This is a genomic window from Pseudomonas sp. JQ170C (genome assembly GCF_035581345.1).
Taxonomy (GTDB): domain Bacteria; phylum Pseudomonadota; class Gammaproteobacteria; order Pseudomonadales; family Pseudomonadaceae; genus Aquipseudomonas.
In genome coordinates this window covers 166,643-186,804 of sequence record NZ_CP141608.1, presented here as the reverse complement: position 1 = coordinate 186,804, position 20,162 = coordinate 166,643, and the positions used below count along the sequence as shown (strand labels likewise).

14 protein-coding genes are annotated in these 20,162 nt (G+C 64.0%); all 14 read left to right on the top strand.

From position 1 onward, the window contains the following. The first annotated feature begins 58 nt into the window (after window positions 1-58). The 14 genes from U9R80_RS00790 to U9R80_RS00725 all read left to right on the top strand — a co-directional run bounded on the left by U9R80_RS00790 (window position 59) and on the right by U9R80_RS00725 (window position 20,076). A complete protein-coding gene (locus U9R80_RS00790; protein ID WP_301843062.1) occupies window positions 59-352 on the top strand; it encodes a DUF3077 domain-containing protein in 294 nt (97 codons plus the stop codon). A gap of 260 nt (window positions 353-612) precedes the next feature. Continuing rightward, complete coding sequence (locus U9R80_RS00785; RefSeq protein ID WP_301843064.1) at window positions 613-2,082, top strand: SrfA family protein; 1,470 nt, start codon at window positions 613-615, stop codon at window positions 2,080-2,082. A 17-nt stretch (window positions 2,083-2,099) separates the two neighbouring features. Continuing rightward, entirely contained in the window at window positions 2,100-5,180 is a 3,081-nt protein-coding gene (locus U9R80_RS00780) for a virulence factor SrfB (RefSeq protein WP_301843065.1), read from the top strand. Next, window positions 5,177-7,888, top strand: a complete 2,712-nt coding sequence (locus U9R80_RS00775; RefSeq protein ID WP_301843066.1) for a virulence factor SrfC family protein — start codon at window positions 5,177-5,179, stop codon at window positions 7,886-7,888. Before U9R80_RS00780 ends, U9R80_RS00775 begins: the two co-directional genes overlap by 4 nt. A gap of 4 nt (window positions 7,889-7,892) precedes the next feature. Continuing rightward, window positions 7,893-8,900, top strand: coding sequence for a hypothetical protein (locus U9R80_RS00770; RefSeq protein ID WP_301843067.1), 1,008 nt, complete (start codon window positions 7,893-7,895; stop codon window positions 8,898-8,900). Further along, a complete protein-coding gene (locus U9R80_RS00765) occupies window positions 8,897-10,855 on the top strand; it encodes a vWA domain-containing protein (protein ID WP_442964929.1) in 1,959 nt (652 codons plus the stop codon). The genes U9R80_RS00770 and U9R80_RS00765 overlap by 4 nt, the downstream gene beginning before the upstream one ends. Before the next feature lie 5 nt (window positions 10,856-10,860). After that, window positions 10,861-11,559: an ABC transporter ATP-binding protein gene (locus U9R80_RS00760; RefSeq protein ID WP_301843069.1), complete on the top strand. Its 699-nt coding sequence runs from the start codon at window positions 10,861-10,863 to the stop codon at window positions 11,557-11,559. Further along, entirely contained in the window at window positions 11,543-12,766 is a 1,224-nt protein-coding gene (locus U9R80_RS00755) for an ABC transporter permease (protein WP_301843070.1), read from the top strand. Before U9R80_RS00760 ends, U9R80_RS00755 begins: the two co-directional genes overlap by 17 nt. A gap of 91 nt (window positions 12,767-12,857) precedes the next feature. Next, window positions 12,858-14,306, top strand: coding sequence for a formylglycine-generating enzyme family protein (locus U9R80_RS00750; RefSeq protein WP_301843103.1), 1,449 nt, complete (start codon window positions 12,858-12,860; stop codon window positions 14,304-14,306). Window positions 14,307-14,337: 31 nt separating this feature from the next. After that, window positions 14,338-15,072 (top strand): hypothetical protein, encoded by a 735-nt coding sequence (locus tag U9R80_RS00745; RefSeq protein ID WP_301843104.1) that lies wholly within the window; start codon window positions 14,338-14,340, stop codon window positions 15,070-15,072. Window positions 15,073-15,081: 9 nt separating this feature from the next. Further along, complete coding sequence (locus tag U9R80_RS00740) at window positions 15,082-15,585, top strand: hypothetical protein (protein ID WP_301843071.1); 504 nt, start codon at window positions 15,082-15,084, stop codon at window positions 15,583-15,585. A 47-nt stretch (window positions 15,586-15,632) separates the two neighbouring features. Beyond that, window positions 15,633-16,859, top strand: coding sequence for a hypothetical protein (locus U9R80_RS00735; RefSeq protein ID WP_301843073.1), 1,227 nt, complete (start codon window positions 15,633-15,635; stop codon window positions 16,857-16,859). Between the two features lie 12 nt (window positions 16,860-16,871). Beyond that, a complete protein-coding gene (locus tag U9R80_RS00730; RefSeq protein ID WP_301843074.1) occupies window positions 16,872-18,146 on the top strand; it encodes a VWA domain-containing protein in 1,275 nt (424 codons plus the stop codon). A gap of 73 nt (window positions 18,147-18,219) precedes the next feature. Then, window positions 18,220-20,076 (top strand): DUF3857 domain-containing transglutaminase family protein, encoded by a 1,857-nt coding sequence (locus tag U9R80_RS00725; RefSeq protein ID WP_301843076.1) that lies wholly within the window; start codon window positions 18,220-18,222, stop codon window positions 20,074-20,076. The last annotated feature ends 86 nt before the right edge of the window (window positions 20,077-20,162 follow it).

Sequence of the window (20,162 nt, the reverse complement as noted above, 5' to 3'; positions counted from 1 at the left end):
GCTGCCACCCATTCGTGTGGTAACGGATTACGGTGTCAGTTCAGACTGGAACCCCGACATGAAAAAAATCGTACGCGACCCACCGCTAGACCAATCCTCCACCACCGCCCACACCGTCTTCGGCAACTGCCAGGCCGGTCACTCTCCCCTGTTTGCCGTCTGCTCCGGCATCGCTGCCCATGACGCCCTGGTGCATGCCTCGCTGTACCTGAGCTGCGCCTACGACACCGGCTACAAAGCCTTCGACAACATCGACCCGGCCCACAAGGGCTTCCTCTGGTCCACCCTGCATTCGCTGGAGATGGCCAAGGGGCTGGTGGATGCATTGCTCGATGGCATGGAAGACAACTAAACGACTGTGTAGGAGCGGGCTTGCCCCGCGATGCGATGTGACAGCCTGATCGCTATCGCGGGGCAAGCCCGCGCCTACCTTGAATACCCCCTGAAACCGGTGGTTTCAGCGCATTCGAGGGCTACCCTGCGAACCAATAGCAAATTGCCATCCATTTGAATTGACGCCCTCTGCGCATGCCGTTAGTGTTGCTCAACATTTCTGGCGCCTCCTTTATGACGCGCCCGAATTTCATGGAAGAGCCAAAAGGTAGGGCAAGGATGCGCGGAGTACTGCTACGCAGCGGTAAAAGTGAGTCATTTACTGCGCTTGGCGAAACAGGCCAGCCGGTCTACCGGGCCGCCTTGCAGCTGCGCGAAGCCATTCGACGCAAAAACCCCGACCAGCCCGAACTGGTTGAACACCTTGCCATTCCGCAATCGGACGAGCGCGGCAGTACCATCGACTGGTACAGCGACCGCCCGGGCGACGTGATTCCCTGGAGCAGTGCCACCGAAGAAGAACGCGCCCCTGCACGCGCGCAACTTGAGGTGCTGCAACACAAGATCAACGAACTGAGCAATGACCTGCTCGGCCTCGATGCCAACGGCCAGCCGCTGCCTGGCAGCAAACCCGGTGCCCAGGGTGACCGCACGGTGTTCGGCAAATTGCTGACCTGCGTGGTGCCCTTCCCTGACGAGAACTTTGTCTACCTGGTCGACGGTAAACCGGTACTGACCTTCTGGGGCTTTATCCACGCCGGCGCCGAACGCAGCCGCCAGCCCCTGCACTGCCTCTATCCCAGCACCGCAAAAGTTGCCGAGCCTGTCGCACCTGCGCCGGTCGTTCCGCTCGCGCCACCACAGCCGACAGTGGCGCCTGTGGTCGCCGACGTAGCCAAGCGCCCCTGGTGGCGGCGCTGGTTGTGGCTGTTGCTGCTATTGCCGTTGCTGGCCTTGTTGCTGTTTGGCCTGCGCAGTTGCTGGCCGGGCGGTAGCCTGGGCTGGAACCCGCCGTCCAATGGCGACGTAGCCGGGCAAAATCACCACACAGTCATAGACGGGACACCGCCTGACCTCTCTGCTGGCAAAGGTTTGTCGGTGAACGGTCAAGTGCCGGGTGGTGTAAACGGTCAAGTGCCAGGTGATGGCTCGGGAACGGGTGCGACGCTGCCCGCAGGGACCCCGACACCCGGCCAGAACCCACCTGCCGGTACCCCGCCCGCCGATATGCCGCCATCAACGGAGCCAGGCGCATCCACTGCGCCAGGTGCTCCGGCGACCACCCCGCCAGACGCCAGCGCACCGCAACCTCCCGCCGAGGGCCAGGTACAACAGCCTCCGGCGCCACCCCAGCTTCCACCTGACCCGCAGCCGCAGGCCGCTCAGCTGACCATTCCACCCGAGGCTGGCGACGGCGCGGCGGACTTCCTCAACGGCAACTACAACGGTGCCGGCATTCAGGAAGTTGGCACCGGCAAGCCCCTGAGCCTGAAGTACGACTTCCAGAACGGCAAGGGCCAGGCCACGGTCAGCCGCTCCGATGGCGTGCGCTGCAATGCCCCGGTGGCCGCCTCCATGAGCGGCGGCACGCTGTCGATCAATAGCGATGGCCAGGCGGCTTGCGCCGATGGCAGCAGCTACGAACTTCCCCAAGTGAATTGCAAACCAGGCGCTCAGAGTGTCGCCGACTGCACCGGCAACTACGGTGCGGACGACTTCGACATGCTGATGAAACCAGCCGGCCAATAACACGAGAAACGCAGACGATGTTGCCTGAAATCACCCAGTTCGAAGAAACGGTCACGCTGGTCAGTGACACCGGCATCCAGTTCATGGATTTCGCCCTGCACCTGGGCCCAGACGGCGAGCAGGCCGGCAAGTTCGTGCAGCTCAACAACGGCATGGTCCCGACCCGGCTGCTGTGGTCCAAGGAGTACAAGGACTTCTACGAGCCGGAGCCGGAAAAGGTGGTTCAGGTGGAGTTCGACTCCAGCGAAGACACCCACTTCCGCCTGAGCATGGAAGAAAGCCTGAAGCTGTTCGACGGCGTCTGGCTGCCGATCCCCTTCCTGCGGTTCATGCCGCCCTATCGCTTCGACGAGGGCCCGAACAACTGGGCGCGGATGCGCCTGGTGAAGCTGCCCGAACCCGATGTCGACGGCAACACCCATCGCCTGACCCTGGCCTTCGACAGCCGCATCCTGCCGACCCTCAACGGCGCCGCCTACCTGGCCCCGAACGAGGAAGACGTGCGCTCCGGTGTGGCCTTCAAGATTGCCTGCAGCGCCCGCGAATACGGCTGGTTCCTGACCCAGAGCTGGATTCGCGAATGGCTGACCGAGCTGTACACCGAGGCCCGTGCCGACTGGACCCGCGAGCGCCTGGATCGTGACCTGCAGGGCAATCGCCACCTGGGCCACTACCTCAACTTGCTGAGCCTGTTGCGCCGCCCGGTACCCGCCGAGCAAAGCAGCGAGAAGCCCAAGGTCGAGATTCCGGAAATCAAAGTCGTGGCCAACGACGCCCAAGGCGTTGTCCGCCCGATCCCTGTCGACCTGGTGCTGGACGTCGGCAACTCGCGCACCTGCGGCATCCTGATCGAAGACCACGGCCAGGCCGGCTCCGGCATGCAGAACAACTATGTGTTGGAGCTGCGCGACCTGTGCGAGCCGCAACACATCTACAACCAGGCCTTTGAAAGCCGCGTCGAGTTCGCCCAGGCCTACTTCGGCAAAGACCATTGCTCGATCAAGAGCGGGCGCCACAACGCCTTCCAGTGGCCGACCATCGCCCGCGTCGGCGGTGAAGCCGGGCGCCTGGCCAGTCGCCGCCGTGGCACCGAGGGTTCCACCGGCCTCTCCAGCCCGAAACGCTACCTCTGGGACGAGAAAACCTACGGCCACGGCTGGCGCTTCAACGCCTCCTATGTGAAGAGCGACAAGGAGCCGCTGGCGACCGCCGCGCCGTTCTCGCACCTGATCAACGATCTCGGCCAGGCCCTGTACCTGCCACCGAAGAACGACATGCCGGTGTTCACCCCGCATTACTCGCGCAGCAACCTGATGACGTTCATGCTCGCTGAAGTCGTGACCCAGGCGCTGTCGCAGATCAACAGCCCGGCACAGCGTTCACGCCAGGGCCATGCCCGGGTGCCGCGCCTGCTCAACAGCATCACCCTGACCGTGCCGCCAGGCATGCCCCAGGCCGAGCGCAGCATCCTCAGCAATCGCATGTTCGAGGCAGTCGGGCTGGTGTGGAAAAGCCTGGGTTGGCACGAAGGTGAAAGCAACCCATTCAAGGACAAGAGCATCACCCCGCGCACACCGTTGCCAAGCATCCGTGTGGAGTGGGACGAGGCCAGCTGCGGCCAGCTGGTGTACCTGTACAACGAGGTGATCGAGAACTTCGCCGGCCACCCGGAAGAGTTCTTTGAAACCCTCGCACGCCCGGACAAGACCGAGACCGAGCAGATCACCCTGGCCACCATCGACATCGGTGGCGGCACCACAGACCTGGTGATTACCGATTACCGCCTGGACCGTGGCAACAACGGCGGCAATGGCGCCAACGTGCATATCGTGCCGGAACAACGCTTTCGCGATGGCTTCAAGATTGCCGGCGACGACATCCTCCTGGATGTGATCCAGGCATTCATCCTGCCGTCGTTCAGTCGTGCCCTGCAGCAAGCCGGTGTGTATGCCCCGGATGCCCTGATGTCGCGCCTGTGCGGCAACGGCGAGGCCAGCGCACAGGAGCGCGTGCTGCGCCAGCAACTGAACCTGCAGGTGTTCGTGCCGCTGGGCCTGGCCCTGCTCAAGGCCTACGAGCACTACGACCCGGAAACCCCGCTGCCGGTGGTTGAGCAAAGCTGGCAACAGTTGCTGGGCGATGCCATCGTCAGCGACAGCGTGCTGGAGTTCGTCAACGCCGCCGTGCGCCGTGAAGTGGGCCGCGACAGCACACTCGACCTGCTCGGCACGCCGCTGGCTCTGGACCTCGAAAAAGTCCACGACGCCTTCATCGGCGGGCAGATCAACATCACCAAAGTGCTCAGCGAGCTGTGCGAAGTCATTTCCCACTACAGCTGCGACGTGTTGCTGCTGACCGGGCGGCCATCACGCCTGCCGGGCATCCAGGCGTTTATTCGCCAGCGTCTGCCCTTGCCGCCAGGGCGCATCCTGCCGCTGCAGAACTACCGCACCGGCGGCTGGTACCCGTTCCACAAGAATGGCCTGATCGACGATCCGAAAAGCACGGCATCGGTTGGAGCGATGATCTGCCTGCTGTGCGCCAAACACAGCGTGCCGAACTTCTACTTCCGCACCGCCGCCCTCAAGCCGTACTCGACCATCCGGCACTTCGGCCAGATCGACAACGCCGGCACCATCAAGCACGCCGACGTGCTCTATCACAACCTGACATCCGACAAGGGCCGCATCACGCTCCCTGTCGTCGGTGAAGGCGATGAGCGCGGTACGCCGTGGCTGGAGATGCGTGGCGACATGCACCTGGGTTACCGGCAACTGGCCGCCGAGCGCTGGTCGGCATCGCCCCTCTACACCTTGCGGTTCACGCCGCGCGGCAGTCGCAACTTCTCCCAGGCGCTGGGCAAGGGTGGCGAAGTACCGGTGCTGCGCATTCGCCTGGCCGTCGAGGAGCCGTCGGACCTGCTGCTTGAGCAAGGACTGATCAGCGACAAGCTGGTGATTTCCGACCTGAAATCGAACATCCAGGATGCCGATTTCGACTTTGAAAGGGATCTTGAGCTCTCACTCAACACCATGCCCAACAGCAACCTGAGTGGCAGTGACTATTGGCTCGACAGCGGGAACGTCAAAGGAAAATGAGCAATCTAACGCCGAAGCAGCAACAACTGATGGGCGCTTGGGGCGCCGTTCACAAAGGCGCAGAAGAAGCGCTGGCGTGGATTGACCAGGTACGTGGCAATGCCGCCAGCGTCGAGGCCGAGGCCGATGGCCTGAACCTGCGGCTGCACCGGGCCCGCAACCGTGCCCGGGACCTGCAGCAGGCCGCGGCAACGCCGATGGTGATCGGCTTTTTCGGCCTGTCCCAGGCGGGCAAGTCGTACCTGATTTCTTCGCTGGCCGCCGATACCGACGGCAGCCTGGAAACCGATTTCGGCGGCAAGACCCTCGACTTCCTCAAGCACGTCAACCCGACGGGCCTGGGCAAGGAAGCCACCGGTGTAGTGACCCGCTTCACGCGCTGGGCACAACCGAGCCCCGACGCCAACAACCCGGTTGAGCTGAAGCTGTTCAGCGAGATCGAAGTGGCCAAGGTCCTGGCCAACACCTGGTTTGAAGACTTCGACCAGGAACGGCTCGACTACGAATTCACCGAAGAACGTATCCAGTCGGCGCTCAAGGCGTTTGAAGGCCGTGAGGCAGAAAACCTGCAGCCGGGCGTCACCGCCGATGACGTGGTCGCACTGTGGGACTACCTCAAGGGCAACTACGAAAAATCGGTGCGCAAGCTTGCCGACACCTACTGGCCGCGGGTGATGAAACTGGCCCCGCGCCTGAACTTCCGGCAGCGGGCCCAGCTGTTCTCGATTCTCTGGGGCGAGCAGGCCCTGCTGACCGACACCTATGTGCAGCTGGTCGGCGCCCTGCAGAAAATGGGTTTCCCGCAAACCGTGTACGCCCCGCTGACGGTGTTGGTCCACGAGGAAAATGGCGGTTACGTCCAGGTCCACAACATCATGAACGTGGATATCCTCGGACGCCTGGGCACCGGGCGTGATGTATCGGTCAATGTCGTGCCGGTACGCGACGGCAAGCCGCAGGCCAGTACCGGCCTGACCATCGCCGAGCTGGCGGCGCTGACGGTCGAAATGACCTTCCGCCTGAGCAACCAGCCCAAGGACCCGGTGGTCAAGGAAGTCGACCTGCTCGACTTCCCCGGCTATCGCACGCGCCAGAAGCTGCTGCGCATCGAAGACGCCGCCAGCGCCAGCGCGGTGGAAGAGATCAACCCGATTGCGACCCTGCTGCTGCGCGGCAAGGTGGCCTACCTGTTCGAGCGCTACACCGACTCGCAGCAGATGAACGCCCTGGTGCTGTGTACCTCCACCAACAAACAGAGCGAAGTGGTCACCGTCGGCCCGGTGCTGACCCGCTGGATTCACAACACCCAAGGCGCGACCGCCAAAGAGCGGAGCAAGCGCGAACCCGGCCTGATCTGGGCCCTGACCATGCTCGACACCTTCGTCGGCAGCACCTTGGGCATCGAGAAAGCATCGCTGCCCGAAGGCTGCGAGAACATGATCAAGCTGACCATGGTCGAGCGCTTCGGCAACCTTGAATGGATGAAAGACTGGTCGGGCGAGCCGTTCAACAACACCTACCTGGTACGCAAGCCGCGCCGCGAAGACACCGCCTTCGTCGACCTGGATACCGCCAGCGGCGATGAAGGCCAGTTCACGCCCCGGCACGTGACGCGCCTGGATGAACTGAAGCAGTGCTTTGCCGAGAACCCATCGGTGAAGCGCCACGTGAAGGACCCGCTCGATGCGTTCCAGGCAATGCTTGGGCTCAACGATGGCGGCATCACCCGCTTCAGCAACAGCTTCAAGGGCGTGGCCAACGTTGATTTCAAGCTGACCCGCATCGAAGAGCAACTGCAGCAGTGCCGTACCGACCTGCTGGAGCACGGCCTGTATGTGTGGCGCGAAGAAGACTTTGAACAGCTGCTGGACAAGAAGCGCCAGAAGACCCAGTTCTTGCTCAATAACCTGGGCGCCGACCCCGATGCCATCGGTGAGTTGATCCACGCACTGCAAGTGCCGGTGGAAGAACTGCGCGACCTGTACCTGGGCGGCATCTACAACATCGAAGGCCTGGACGCCGAAGCCGAGGCCGAGCCGGAGCCCGCCTTCAATGCGCCCGCCAACCTGGCCCCGGCGCTCAACTTCGGCAACCTGTTCGCCACGCCCCAGGCCGAACCTGCGGCCGCGCCCAAGCAAGCCCTGACCCAGCGCCTGACCGCTGAACAGCGCTTTGCCCGCGCTGCGCTCAAGGCCTGGATCAAGCACATGCGCGACCTGGGCACGCGCCCACTGCTGCTGCAACGCCTGCGCCAGAAAAAGGACGTGGTCGAGGCCCTTGCCGAAGAGCTGATCAGCGCCGTGCGCAACAAGGCCTTCATGGCGCAACTGGACCAGGCGGTAACCCATCGTGCTCAAGGCGGCGTGCGCCGTGAGCAGCTGGTGCAGCGCCAGGTGCTGGCCGTGCAGTTGGCGATGCGCGACTTCCTCTCCTGGTTCGGCCTGCTGGCCAAGCCTGAAGCCGAGCGCCCCAAATGCCTGCTGGGCACGCCTGCGCCGGTGTTCAGCTTCTATCGCTCGGTGCCGCCGGGTGAGTTGCCGGTGTTGTCCGAGCAGCCTTCGCATCAAGAGCAGCGTTACCAGGTGGATTGGTTATCGGGCCTGGCCTGGCTTACCCAGGAAAACGCCAAGAGTGGCGCCGACCCCGAAATTACCACTGAGCAACGCCGCCAACTGGCGGTCTTGCTGAACACATTTGAAGCGAGTTGATTGCATGGGTATCAGAGTTGATGTGCTGCCGTTGAGCGAAAACACCCCTGGGCAGGGGTGGTTGCGGATCAGTGGCTGGGAAGACGCCAGCGAAGGCCTGGCGTACTCGGTGCAAAGCAGCCAGACCCGCGATTTCCTGCAGCCAGGAAAACAATGGAGCAATGTGGCCCACGGCTTCCCGCTGTCGGGCCTGGCCGCGGTGGACGGCGCCCTTCAGGTTCAGGTCGGCCCGGAGCTGATCGATCCGTTGCTGGCGGCCAGCGGCAGCGCCAACTTTCGCTTCGAGCTGAACAGCCAGGTGCTGGACCTGCGTGAAGCGACCATGCTGCGCCTGGACAAGCAGCTGGTGTCGTCGATTGCCTGGACCGGCGTAAAAGCGCCCGAGCCAGTACCGGCGCCCGCGCCGACGCGCGCACCCGAACCTGTGGTCGAGGCCAAGCCGCTGGCACCGGTCGTCGAAGCACCCGCCCAGCCGGAGCCCGCGCCCGAGCCGCCCCAGGCGCCCGCCCCGGTCGCAGCGAAAAAGATCAACCGCCTGGTGTGGCTGCTGCCCCTGCTGGCCCTGATCATCACCGCCGGCCTCTGGTGGTTCCTGCAAAAGCCGGCAATGGTCGATGAACCCACGCTGCCAGTGCCTACGCCCTCACCTGCCCCGACACCCGATGCCCAGCCCTGCACGCTGGAAAGCATGCAGAGCCAACCTGAACTGGCCTTCGTCCAAGCGTGCATCCAGAAGGCACCGGGCAGCGCCGCACTGCTGGAGGTGATCAACCTGGCCAAGGCCAACAATCACTGTGCGGTCGCCCAGCGCTTGTACGCCAACCGTGCGCAAGGGGGTGACATCGAGATCGCCAGCGCCTATGCCCGCGAGTACGACCCCAAGTATCACCAGGCAAGCGAGTGCTTCAAGGCACCCGACAACGCCACCGCTGCGTACTGGTATGAAACCATCCTCGGCTTCGACCCGAACAACGCCGAAGCCAAGCAACGCTTCGAGGAGCTCAAGCCATGAGCCTGCCACTGCGCGGCCTGGCCGCTGCCCTGTTGGCCATGAGCCTGAGCCCGGCAGTGCAGGCGGCCGACCAGCCGTTGCTGCAAGCGGGCAAGAAAACCCTGTTCCAGCGCGTACTGACCACCCCCAGCTGCAAGCTCGGTAGCGCCGCTGGCGATGCGGCCGGCACGGCCCAACCGGCCTTCAGCCGCTTCTACGTTTACGAGCGCAGCACCGTAGGCACGCAAGAGTGGCTGCGGGTCGGGCCGGACACCCAGGGCAAGAGCATCGGCTGGTTGCCGGGCGACTGCACCGTCGAATGGAAGATGCAGTTGACCCTGGCGTTCACCAACCCGGCCAATCGCGACCGCCTGATGTTCTTCAAGGAACGCAGCCAGCTGGAGGGGATTCTCGATGCCCCGGACCCGGTCAGCCAGGTCGCCCCGTTGCGGGCCAAGCTCAAGCAGGGCATCGATGCGCCCGGCGTGCTGGCCCAGGAGCCGGAGTACTTCGTCGACCTGCAAAAGAACTTCTACTTGCTGCCGGTGCTCAGTGGCGAAGAGGTGATGACCGAGGAAGGCTTCCGCACCCGCATTCTCAACGTCGCTTCGGTGAGCAAGGCCGATGCGGCCAGCAGCGCACCGGCCGCCAACGCCGCGGTTGCCGCCAAGACGCAGATGAAGGCCTTCAGCGCAGCCGTTGTATTCGTCATCGACTCGACCATTTCCATGGACCCGTACATTGATCGCACCCGCGAAGCGATCAAGCGGGTGTACACGCAGATCGAGAAGGAAAACCTGGGCAAGCAGGTCAAGTTCGGCCTGGTCGCCTATCGCTCCAGCACCACGGCCGTGCCGGGGCTTGAGTACGTGAGCAAGATGTACGCCGACCCGAACACCGTGAAGGACGGTGCCGACTTCATGGCCAAGGTCGCCGACCTCAAGCAGGCCAAGGTCTCGAGTAAAACCTTCGATGAAGACGCCTATGCCGGTGTGATGCACGCGGTGGACAAGGTCGACTGGAGCCAGTTTGGCGCCCGCTATGTGGTGCTCATCACCGACGCCGGGGCCATCGACGGCACCGACAAGCTGTCGGGCACCGGCCTTGGCGCCGAGCAGGTGAAGATCGAAGCCAGCAACCCTGGCGTCGCCCTCTACACCCTGCACCTGAAAACGCCGAGCGGCATGAAGAACCACAGCAGCGCCGAGGCCCAGTACCGGACCCTGTCGAACTACCCGGGCACCAACACCTCGCTCTACTACCCGGTCAATGCCGGCGATGTCGAAGCCTTTGGCCGCAAGGTCGATGGCCTGGCAGCCGCCATCACCCAGCAGGTGAAGTCGGCCTACCTGGGAGAAGACGCCATCGGCAGCGCCACCAACGCCAAAGCTGACCCTGCCGAGCAGAAGATGCTCGAAGACGCCGCCCTGATCGGCCACGCCATGCAGTTGGCTTACCTCGGCAAGACCACTGGCACCCAGGCACCACCGGTGTTCCAGGCCTGGATCAGCGACCGTGACCTGATCAAGCAGAACCTGCCGACCACCGATGTGCGGGTGCTGCTGACCAAGGCCCAGCTCAGCGATTTGAGCGATGTGCTCAAGCAGATCGTCGACGCCGCCAACGAAGGCATGATCTCGCCGAGCGAAATGTTCACCCGCCTGCGCTCGGTGGCCGCGACCATGGGCGCCGACCCCAACCAGCTCAAGCAAGGCTCGACCACCCGCGTGGCCGACCTGGGCGTGCTGGGCGAGTACCTGGAAGACCTGCCGTACCAGAGCGAAGTGCTCAACCTGGATGAAGAAACCTGGAAAGGCCTGGACGGCCTGGCCCAGGAAAAATTCATCCGCAACCTGAGCACCAAGCTGCGCCACTACCAGCGTTACAACGCCGATGTGGACCGCTGGGTTGCCCTGGCACCCGGTAGCGACAGCCGCGATAACGTCTACCCCGTTCCGCTTGAAATGATGCCCTGAGCCCCATGCTCGATATCAAAGGACTGCTGGTGGTGCGCGGGCAAGGCCCGCACGCCCACCGGGTGAGGCTCGACGCGCTCAAGCTGCGCCAGGGTGAAATCTGCGCGATCACCGGCGAAAGCGGCTGCGGCAAGAGCACCCTGCTCGAAGCCATCGGCCTGCTGCTGGCGCCGCAGTCTCTGGGCCGCTACCACCTGGGCCCACAGGCACTGGACGTCGGCCGGTTGCTGGCCGAAGACCGGCAACCTGAGCTTGCCGCCGTGCGCTCGCAGCAATTGGGTTTCGTGCTGCAGAACGGCGGCCTGCTGCCGTTTCTGAATGTACGCGACAACATCCAGTTGCCACGGCGCATGCTCGGGCTCAGCCATCACAGCCAGGCGGTCGACAAGGCCGTCGAGGCGCTGCGCCTGGGGCCGTTGCTCGACAAGCTGCCCCAGGCCCTGTCCATCGGTGAGCGCCAGCGGGTGGCCTGCGTACGGGCAATCGCCCACGAGCCACGCCTGCTCCTGGCCGACGAACCCACCGCGGCCCTGGACCCGAACAACGCCCGGCGCCTGTTCGAGCTGCTACTCAACCTGGTCAGCGAGCTGGGCCTCAGTGCCCTGGTGGTGTCGCACGACTGGCCCTTGATCGAGCAGTTCGGCCTACCGCGCCTGGTGGCGGTCAACGGCGAAGGAGAGACGCGCTTTGAACCCCTGGCATAAGCGCCTCGGCCTCTTGGTCCGGCTGTCACTGGCCGACCTCTGGCACGACCGGAAAGTCACCTTGTGCATGGCCGCCTCGTTGGTGGCGGTGATCGCCCCGTTGCTGCTGTTGTTCGGACTCAAGCACGGAGTGGTGAGCCAACTGCAAGAAGAGCTGCTGAGCGATCCGCGCAATCTGGAAATCAAGATGCTCAGCAGCGGCCACTACGACCGTGACTGGCTGGAACAGGTGCGACAGCGGCCGGAAGTGGCCTTCGCCATTGGCCAGACCCGCTCGCTCAACACCCAGGCCGATCTGCTCGGCGAACGCGGCCGCTTCGTCGATAACGTCGAGGTCATCCCCACCCAGGCCAACGATCCATTGCTCAAATCGCCCTTGAGTGCGCTGGAGGGTGGCCAGGTGATTCTCAGTGCCCGCGCCGCCGAGCGCCTGTCGGCCAAGGCTGGCGACAGCGTGCGCCTGCGCGTTGCGCGGCGTCTGGACGGCATCAATGAGCGCGGTGAGCGTACCTTGCAGGTGCTCGCGGTACTGGAGCCGGCGCGCTTTGCCCGTCCTGCGGCATTCGTCAGCCCCGAACTGCTGCTGGACCTTGAGTATTACCGCGATGGCTATCAGGTCGCGGGGCTTGGCGGCATCACCGGCAAACCCATGGATGGCGTGAAGCTGGGTTATGCCCGCGCCCGCCTGTATACACGCGATATCGACAGCGTCGAGCCGCTGGAGCGCTGGCTCAACGGGCAACGCATTGAAACCAGCAGCCGCCTGGCGGAGATCGACAGCGTCAAGGCGATCAACCATGTACTGGGGCTGATCTTCGGGGTCATTGCCGGGGCGGCCCTGATCGGTTGCATCGCCTCGCTGGTGGGGGCCTTCCTGGCCAACATCGACCGCAAGCGGCGCAACCTCGCGGTGCTGCGCCTGCTGGGGTTTGGCAGCGCCGCGGTGGCCGGTTATGTGGTGCTGCAGGCGCTGCTGCTCAGTGTCGTCGGCTACCTGGGCGGGTTGGGCAGCTACTTCGTCGGCAGCCTGCTGTTCGACCAGCTGCTGGGCAGCAGCCAGGCTACCGGCACGTTCGTTTGTCATATCACGGTCTGGCATGGCCTGGTGGCCTTGCTCCTGGCCTTTCTGGTCGCAGCCCTGGTCGCCTTGATCGGTGCCCTGCGAGCCATCAGCATTCAACCTGCGGAGAGTTTGCGTGAGCTTTAAAGCCTGCTGCCGTCTTCTGTTTGTTCCCCTTGGTTTCGGCTACCTGCTCAACGCTTCGGCCGCGGCCTGGGAAGACAAACACTTCAACCCGATGCCCGAAGCCGATGATGTGGTGCTGCCAATGCCCTGCGAAGGCGCGATGGTGTTTCGCAAGGTATTGATCCCCCTGGCCGGCCCCCTGGATGACTACCCGATCAACATCGGCCAGGACAGCGCCGAGTTCGGCTACGTGGAGCAGACCCGACCGGCCTTTATCGCCGGCAGCTTCACCAGCGCCAAGAGCGACAAGTCTCGTTATTACTTGATGGCCAAGTACGAGATGACCCAGCTGCAATACAAGGCGCTGATGGACGAAAGCTGCCCTGCTCCGTCCAACAAACTGCGCCTGCCGGTGGTGTCGATCAGTTGGCTGGATGCCCTGCAGGCCGCCGACAAATACAACCGCTGGCTGCGTGCCAATGCCGCCGCCAAGCTGCCCAGCGAAGACGGCGCCCACGGCTTTCTGCGCCTGCCCACCGAGACCGAATGGGAGTTCGCCGCCCGTGGCGGCCTGCAGGTCAGCACCGCCGAATTCCGCGACGGTCGCTACCCGATGCCCGAGGGCTTGAACGCCTACGAATGGTTCGCCGGTGCCCAATCGGCCAATGGCAAGTTGCAGCTCAGCGGCCTGCTCAAGCCCAACCCATTGGGCCTGCACGACATGCTCGGCAACGCCAGCGAGATGATGTTCGAGCCCTTCCGCCTGAACAAACTGGACCGCCAGCACGGCCAGGCCGGCGGTTATGTGGTGCGCGGTGGCAACTACCTGACCGCCGAAGGCCAGTTGCGCACGGCCCTGCGCCAGGAAGAGCCCTACTACAACGACCAGGGCCCGGTGAGCAAAAAAACCAATGGCCTGCGACTGGCGCTGGTGTCGCCGACGCTGACCTCCCGCGAGCGGGTCAACAGCATCGAGAAGAGCTGGAGCACGCTGGGCAACGATCAGCCGTCGAGCAACCCGAAAGACAAAGGCACCGTCAAAGCCCTGGAGGACCTGGCCTCCAGCGTCGAGGACCAGGGCCTGAAGGATCAGCTCAAGACAGTGGAAAACCAGCTGCGCGCCAGCAACCAGCAACAGCAGGAAGCCCGTGATCAGGCGATCCGCGCCAGCCTCAACCTGGGCGCCTTCCTCTGCACCAAGATGCTCGATGACGGCCAGTACCTGGATTTCCTGCAAAAGAACTACGCCGCCAACTGCAAGGCCGGTGAAGAAGACCCGACCTGCGGCATGCGCAAGACCAAGCTGGACGAACAAGGCGACCGCCTGCACAAGCTCAGCCGCTACTACGCAAGCTCCCTGGTGGACGCCGGATCGCTCTATGGCCAGTCCCTGCTGGAGGCTCAGGTTCCGGTACTCGAAGGGGTGCTGAGCGCCAACAAGAACCTCAGCGAGCTGACGCCTTATCTGAAGACCCACTGGGCCAACCAGGCGGCGTTCCTCAAGACCCAGAAAATCGACATCAACGCCTGGCTCAACAGCTGCAAGGCCGTGACCCATTGAAACCACAGCGAACAAGGAAGCGAACATGAACATGAACAAGCCAGGTATTACCCGGGTGTGGATCGGTCTGATGATGGCGGTGAGCCTGGTGTTGAGCGGTTGCGCCAGCACCGGTAGCCCGTTTGCGACCGACAGCACGCCAGGCACCGCTGACCCGCGCCTCACCGATAGCACCGACGCCAAGTTCTTCAGCGCCTCGGGCTACCAGGCCTGCGCCGTTGCCGCCGCCGGCGGCATCCTCATCTGCACGCTGTCCGACGCGGGCAACAAGGTGGCCTGTGCGGCCGCAGCCGGCCTGGCCGCCTGTGGCGTGGCCATGGGCGCCAACTACTACCTGGATGACCGTCGCGCCAAGTACGCCGACACCACCCAGCGCCTCAACGTCATGACCGCCGACGTGCAGAAAGAGACCGCCAAGGTCGCCGAGCGCACCAACACCCTGCAGCGGGTGATCAACGACGACAAACAACAGATCGCCGACATCCAGCGCGCCATCAAAGCCAAGTCGGTGGACAAGGCCAAGGCCCAGCAGGACATCGCCAATATCGACAAGAACATCACCTTGATGCGCAAAGACCTGAGCAACATGCAGTCTCGCGTCACCGAGTTCGAGAAGGTTGCCCAGGCCGAGCGCAGCAGCGGCTCCAGCCAGGTTGAGGTACAGAAGGTCGAGGCCGAGATTGCCAAGATGAACAACAAGGTCGCGTCGCTGCAGCAGGAGGTCGACGGCCTCTACAGCCAGCGCTCGGCAATTACCCTGGGCTGAGGACATTCCATGTTCGTACGAATTGGCCTTTGCGCCCTGGTGCTGACGACCCTGGCCGGCTGCACCACCACCGCCTCGCAGTGCAACGCCTCCGACAGCAGCGCCAGCCTGGTCAGCAAGCTCAACTGCGACTATGGCGGCGGCTATGCCGAGCAGGTGCACAACAGTGAACAGGAGCTGGTCGCCGCCCGCGAGCAGAACCGCCAGTTCAACCAGGTGTTCGACGAGCTCAGCGCCCTGCAGGCATCCACGCGCCAGGACCTGGCCACCCAGCAGCGCCAGCAGGCCAGCCTGGAGAAGTCGCTCAACGGCTTGCTGAGCACGCTCAAGGCCCGGCACGCCAACAAGGGCGATGTGCAGCAGCAGATTGCCGGGCTGGAACAACAGCTCAAGTCTACCCAGCGCGCACCGGCGAACAATGCCAGCAACGCGCAGGTTGAAGCCCGCAAGCAGCAACTCAAGGCGCTGCAGCAGCAGGTCAGTCGCCTGCAGTTGAGCCTGGGTTACGAGTAAGCCCTCCTCGGCAGCTTCGGCTGCCGATCTTTTTTCAGGACATCACCATGCAACGGGTTACCCGTGATGCCGGGCCGGACCACGACGGCCTGGCCGCGCTCGTACAGACAGTCGCGATCATCACCAAGCACTTTCCCCCCAGCGTTGCCCAGTTGTTTGCCCTGCCGCGCGCGGGCAAGGACGGCGCCCGGGAATGGTGGACAGCGCTTGAGGGGCAGCCGCGGTTATATGGCGAGCTTGGCGCCGAACAGCAAGCGGCGTTGCTGAGCCTTTACGAGCAGCGCCAGGATGCCCTGCGCCAACTGGCCAGCGAGCTGGAAAGTCGCGGCCAGGCCAGCGACGCCTCGGCCTTGCGTCGCCTGATCGGCCCGGCAGACCTGAACAACCTCTACAGCGTCAACGGCTACCCGCTGCTGGTGCGCTGGGGCGAACCTGCGGCCGTGGCGCCGCCGCCAGCGCCCAGGCCTGTGGCCAGGACTCGCCGCCGCACATGGATCTGGCTGCCGTGGTTCCTGCTACCGCTGCTGGCGCTACTGGCACTGCTGGCGGCGCTGTGGTTTGGCTGGCCCTACCTGCAACGCTGGTTCCACAGCGAACCGGCAAAGCCCTTTGCCTGCGTCAAGGATCCCCAGGTGCAGCCACCGCAGTTGTCGGTGGTGCTGGATACCTCGGGCTCCATGCAACTGAGCGTCGATGCCACGCTGGAGGACGAAAAATGGTTCTTCGAGAACCAGGACAACCCTGCACCGGACCTTGAGCGCCTGGCCCGCATCACCCAGGCGCCGCTGCGCATGGACGTGGCCAAGCAGTCGCTGACGCAAATGGTCAATGACCTGCACCCGGCCATCGACATGCGCATCGTGACCTTCGATGGCTGTCGCACGCCGGTGGACCATGGCGTGTTCAACCTTGCCCAACGACCGGCGCTGATCCAGGGCATCCAGGGGCTGGTGGCCAACGATGGCACCGCACTGAGCGCCAGCCTTGAGGCGGCCGCGCGCAGCATGGACGGTCGCGAACGCGACGGCGTGATCGTGATGTTCGTCGACGGCGCAGACGGCTGCGGCCGCAACGTCTGCGAAGTGGCGCAAGACATCGCCCGCGACCAACCCCGGCTGAAGGTCAACCTGATCAACATCAGCAACAACAGCCTGGCCGACTGCATCGCCGACAGCACCGGTGGTCGCGTCTACTCGGCAAACAATGCGTCGCAATTGGCGGTGGCCCTGGAAGGGGCCAGCCAGGATGTGTCCAGCACCGCCAACTGCGACTAGGGAGTCGAATCCATGCAACGAGTACTGCGCGACACCCAGGCCAACCAGGACGCCGCCGCGGCGCTTGAGCAGACGGTGGGGCTCATTGACCAGCACTTTCCGCCCAGCATCGCCCACCTGTACGCCAAGCCCCGCCAGGGCCGGGACGGCGTGCTGGAATGGTGGACGGCGCTGGAAGGCCAGCCGCACCTGTACGCCAGCCTCGAGCGCCAGCAACAGGCGGTGCTGCTGCAGCGCTACGAAGAACGCCAGGCGGCGGTCCAGCAACTGGCCCAGGAGCTCGACCGGCGCGGTCAGGGCGCGGCAGCCCAGGCACTGAACAAACTGATCGGCGCCCCGGACCTGAACAACTTGTACAGCATCAATGGCGAGCCGCTGGTGGTGCGCTGGGGCCAGCCGCAGCCCTCGCCAGCACCGGTGGCGCCCAAGCCCCCTGCACCGCCCGTGACAGCACCCAGGCCCGCCCCAGCACCGCCGCCGCCCCGCCCGGTACGTGTGCGTCGGCCGTTGGTGCTATGGCCCTGGCTGCTGGGCCTGTTGCTGCTCGCCCTACTCTACGGGCTGTACCTGTGGTGGCCGTCGTTGCGCCAGCTATGGTCAACCCTCCCCCCAGAAGCCCAGGTCTGTACGCCGAACGGCAACTTCCAGGCGTCGGAGTTCGCCGTGGTGCTCGACACCTCGGGGTCGATGGATGAGCGGATCCGGGTCAAGCGCGAAAACGAGGCGTGGTACATCACCGTGCTGCGCCGGGTACCGCTGGTGGAGGAGTTCTTGCCCTATGACACCAACGAGCGAGTCTCGCGCATGGATGTCGCCAAAAGCTCGCTCACGACCGTGATCCAGAACCTGGACCAGGGCATCGACATGCGCCTGGTGACCTTCGATGGTTGCCGCACGCCCGTGGATCATGGGGTGTTCGACCCCTCGCAGCGGAGCGACCTGACCCAGCGCATCAGTCAACTGCAGCCTCAGGGCGGGACCGCGCTGGGCATCAGCCTGGAAGCGGCCGCGGCAAAAATGAACGGCCGTGACCGCGACGGGATGATCATCATGTTCGTCGACGGCAGCGACAGCTGTGGGCAAAGCGTGTGCGCCGTGTCACGCCAGATTGCCGAACAACAACCGCGGCTGCGCATCAACATCGTCAACATCAGCGCCAGCTCCGGCTCCAATTGTGCGGCCAAAAACACGGGCGGCCGGGTGTACACCGCCAACGATGCCGCCGCCGTGGCATCCGCATTGCAGGAGGCCAGCCAGGAAGTTTCCAGCGCATCGGGGTGCAATTGAGGCAAAATGCAGCGGACTGATTCGCATTAAGCTTATCGGTTCGCTGGAATTCCTCTGCAAGAGAAGGATCTTTATGAAGTGCCTCGCTTTGACCCCGGCCCGCCTGGCCGGGATGTTCTGCTGTCTGTTCATGTTCTCCCTGGCCCAGGCCAAGGATGACGGCACCGACCCCTCTGTCACCATTGAAAAGGATATTCAACGCACCGTGGTTGCCGAAGACGGCAGCTTCGAGACCACGCAGGAGCTGGTCACCCTGATCAACGAAGAGCGCGCCATCCAGTACCGCGCCCAGCATTCGCTGTACTACAACCGCACCCTGGAAAGCCTCGATGTGCTCCAGGCCTATACCCAGAAGCCCGACGGCCGCAAGGTGATGGTCGGCGCCGAGCAGATCAAGGAGCAGCAGGAGCAACAGTCGGCACAGGCGCCGATGTTCCATGACAGCCTGGTGAAGGTGGTGATCTTCCCGGACGTGGCGGTGGGCGACCGGCTGGTGCTGAACGTCAAGAAGCAGCGCAAGACGCCGCTGTTCCCCGGCCAGTTTGAAGACCTGGCGATGCCGCAGTTCCACCCCACCAAGCAGTTCACCCAGATCTACGATCTGCCGGCGAACCTCAAGCTGCATGCCGACGCCAGAGGCTTCAAGGCTGTCGCGCCCAAGACCGCTGCCGGGCGCACCGTCTATCAGTGGGACTATGTGCAGGGCGACAATGCCCGTATCGAAATGGGCGCCGTGGCGTACTCGGATTACGGCAAGTACCTGGCCGTTTCCACCTTCGATGACTACAGCAACTTTGCCAAAGCCTATGCGGCGCGGGCCAAGACCGAGGTCACGCCGGCCATTCGCGAGCTGGCCGTTTCGCTGACCGCCAAGCTCGACAACCCGCGGGACAAGGCCCTGGCCCTGGGCGACTGGGTGCGTCGCAACATTCGCTATGTGGCGGTGTACATCGGCGCCGGCAGCGTTGTGCCCCACGCCGCCGATACCGTGCTCAGCAACCGCTATGGCGACTGCAAGGACCATGTCGCCCTGCTCGAAGCCCTGCTGGCCGCCGTGGACATCGACAGCACCCCGGCACTGATCAACCTGGGCAATGCCTATGCCTTGCCCACCGTCCCCACCCTGGGGGTGATCAACCATGTGATCACCTACATCCCGAACCTGGACCTGTACCTGGACTCCACCGTCGAATCCATCGCCAGCGGTTTCCTGCCGGTGCCGGTGCTGGACAAACCCACCCTGCTCACCCGCACCGGGACGCTGGGCCACACCCCGGCCACTCAATTGAGCAAGGTCGAGAACAGCACCACCTTCACCGTGGCCAGCAGCGGCGCTGCCGACTTCCGGCATGTCTCGAAAATCGATGGCTGGGCAGCGGAGCTCAACCGCTGGGGCGTTCGCAACATGACCCCGGCCCAGCGCGACCTGATGGTCCAGCAGATTCTCGCCAACTACGGCCAGACCGGTAGCGGCAAGACCCGCAGCGGCGACCTGGAAGGCAGCGGTGCCTTCGAGGTGCAGATCGACGGTCGCAGCGAGAACCTGGCAAACCTGCCCGGCCCGATCGGCGTACCGACCCTCACCAGCCTGGCCGGCGGCATCGCTCAGAACGTGTTCGGTTTTGTCGCCGAGAAGCAGCGCACCCAGCCCTTCGGCTGTATCTCGGGGGTGAACGAGGAACAGGCCCGCTACGAATTCCCGGCTGATGTGAAGATTCTGGCCGCGCCAAAGTCGGTGACGCTCAAAGACGCGTTCATTGACTACACCGCCGAGTACATTCAGCAAGGCAACAGCGTGGTGGTCAAACGCCGCATGGACTTCCACTACCCCAAGGCGGTGTGCAGCGTTGCCGACTACGAGAAGATGAAGCCTGTGGTAGACGCCATGCTCAATGACCTGAACAGCCAGGTGATCGTGCACAAGAGCTGATCCGCGCGCCCTGCCGGGTTCAGTAGAAACCCGGCAAGGCAGCCGGTTTCCCGGCCATGACGTTTTTCAATCGGGTCGATGCCGCT

Coding starts and splice junctions, on each gene's coding strand:
- U9R80_RS00790 (WP_301843062.1), top strand. CDS start 59: ATGAAAAAAATCGTACGCGACCCACCGCTAGACCAATCCTCCACCACC.
- U9R80_RS00785 (WP_301843064.1), top strand. CDS start 613: ATGCGCGGAGTACTGCTACGCAGCGGTAAAAGTGAGTCATTTACTGCG.
- U9R80_RS00780 (WP_301843065.1), top strand. CDS start 2,100: ATGTTGCCTGAAATCACCCAGTTCGAAGAAACGGTCACGCTGGTCAGT.
- U9R80_RS00775 (WP_301843066.1), top strand. CDS start 5,177: ATGAGCAATCTAACGCCGAAGCAGCAACAACTGATGGGCGCTTGGGGC.
- U9R80_RS00770 (WP_301843067.1), top strand. CDS start 7,893: ATGGGTATCAGAGTTGATGTGCTGCCGTTGAGCGAAAACACCCCTGGG.
- U9R80_RS00765 (WP_442964929.1), top strand. CDS start 8,897: ATGAGCCTGCCACTGCGCGGCCTGGCCGCTGCCCTGTTGGCCATGAGC.
- U9R80_RS00760 (WP_301843069.1), top strand. CDS start 10,861: ATGCTCGATATCAAAGGACTGCTGGTGGTGCGCGGGCAAGGCCCGCAC.
- U9R80_RS00750 (WP_301843103.1), top strand. CDS start 12,858: ATGCCCGAAGCCGATGATGTGGTGCTGCCAATGCCCTGCGAAGGCGCG.
- U9R80_RS00745 (WP_301843104.1), top strand. CDS start 14,338: ATGAACAAGCCAGGTATTACCCGGGTGTGGATCGGTCTGATGATGGCG.
- U9R80_RS00740 (WP_301843071.1), top strand. CDS start 15,082: ATGTTCGTACGAATTGGCCTTTGCGCCCTGGTGCTGACGACCCTGGCC.
- U9R80_RS00735 (WP_301843073.1), top strand. CDS start 15,633: ATGCAACGGGTTACCCGTGATGCCGGGCCGGACCACGACGGCCTGGCC.
- U9R80_RS00730 (WP_301843074.1), top strand. CDS start 16,872: ATGCAACGAGTACTGCGCGACACCCAGGCCAACCAGGACGCCGCCGCG.
- U9R80_RS00725 (WP_301843076.1), top strand. CDS start 18,220: ATGAAGTGCCTCGCTTTGACCCCGGCCCGCCTGGCCGGGATGTTCTGC.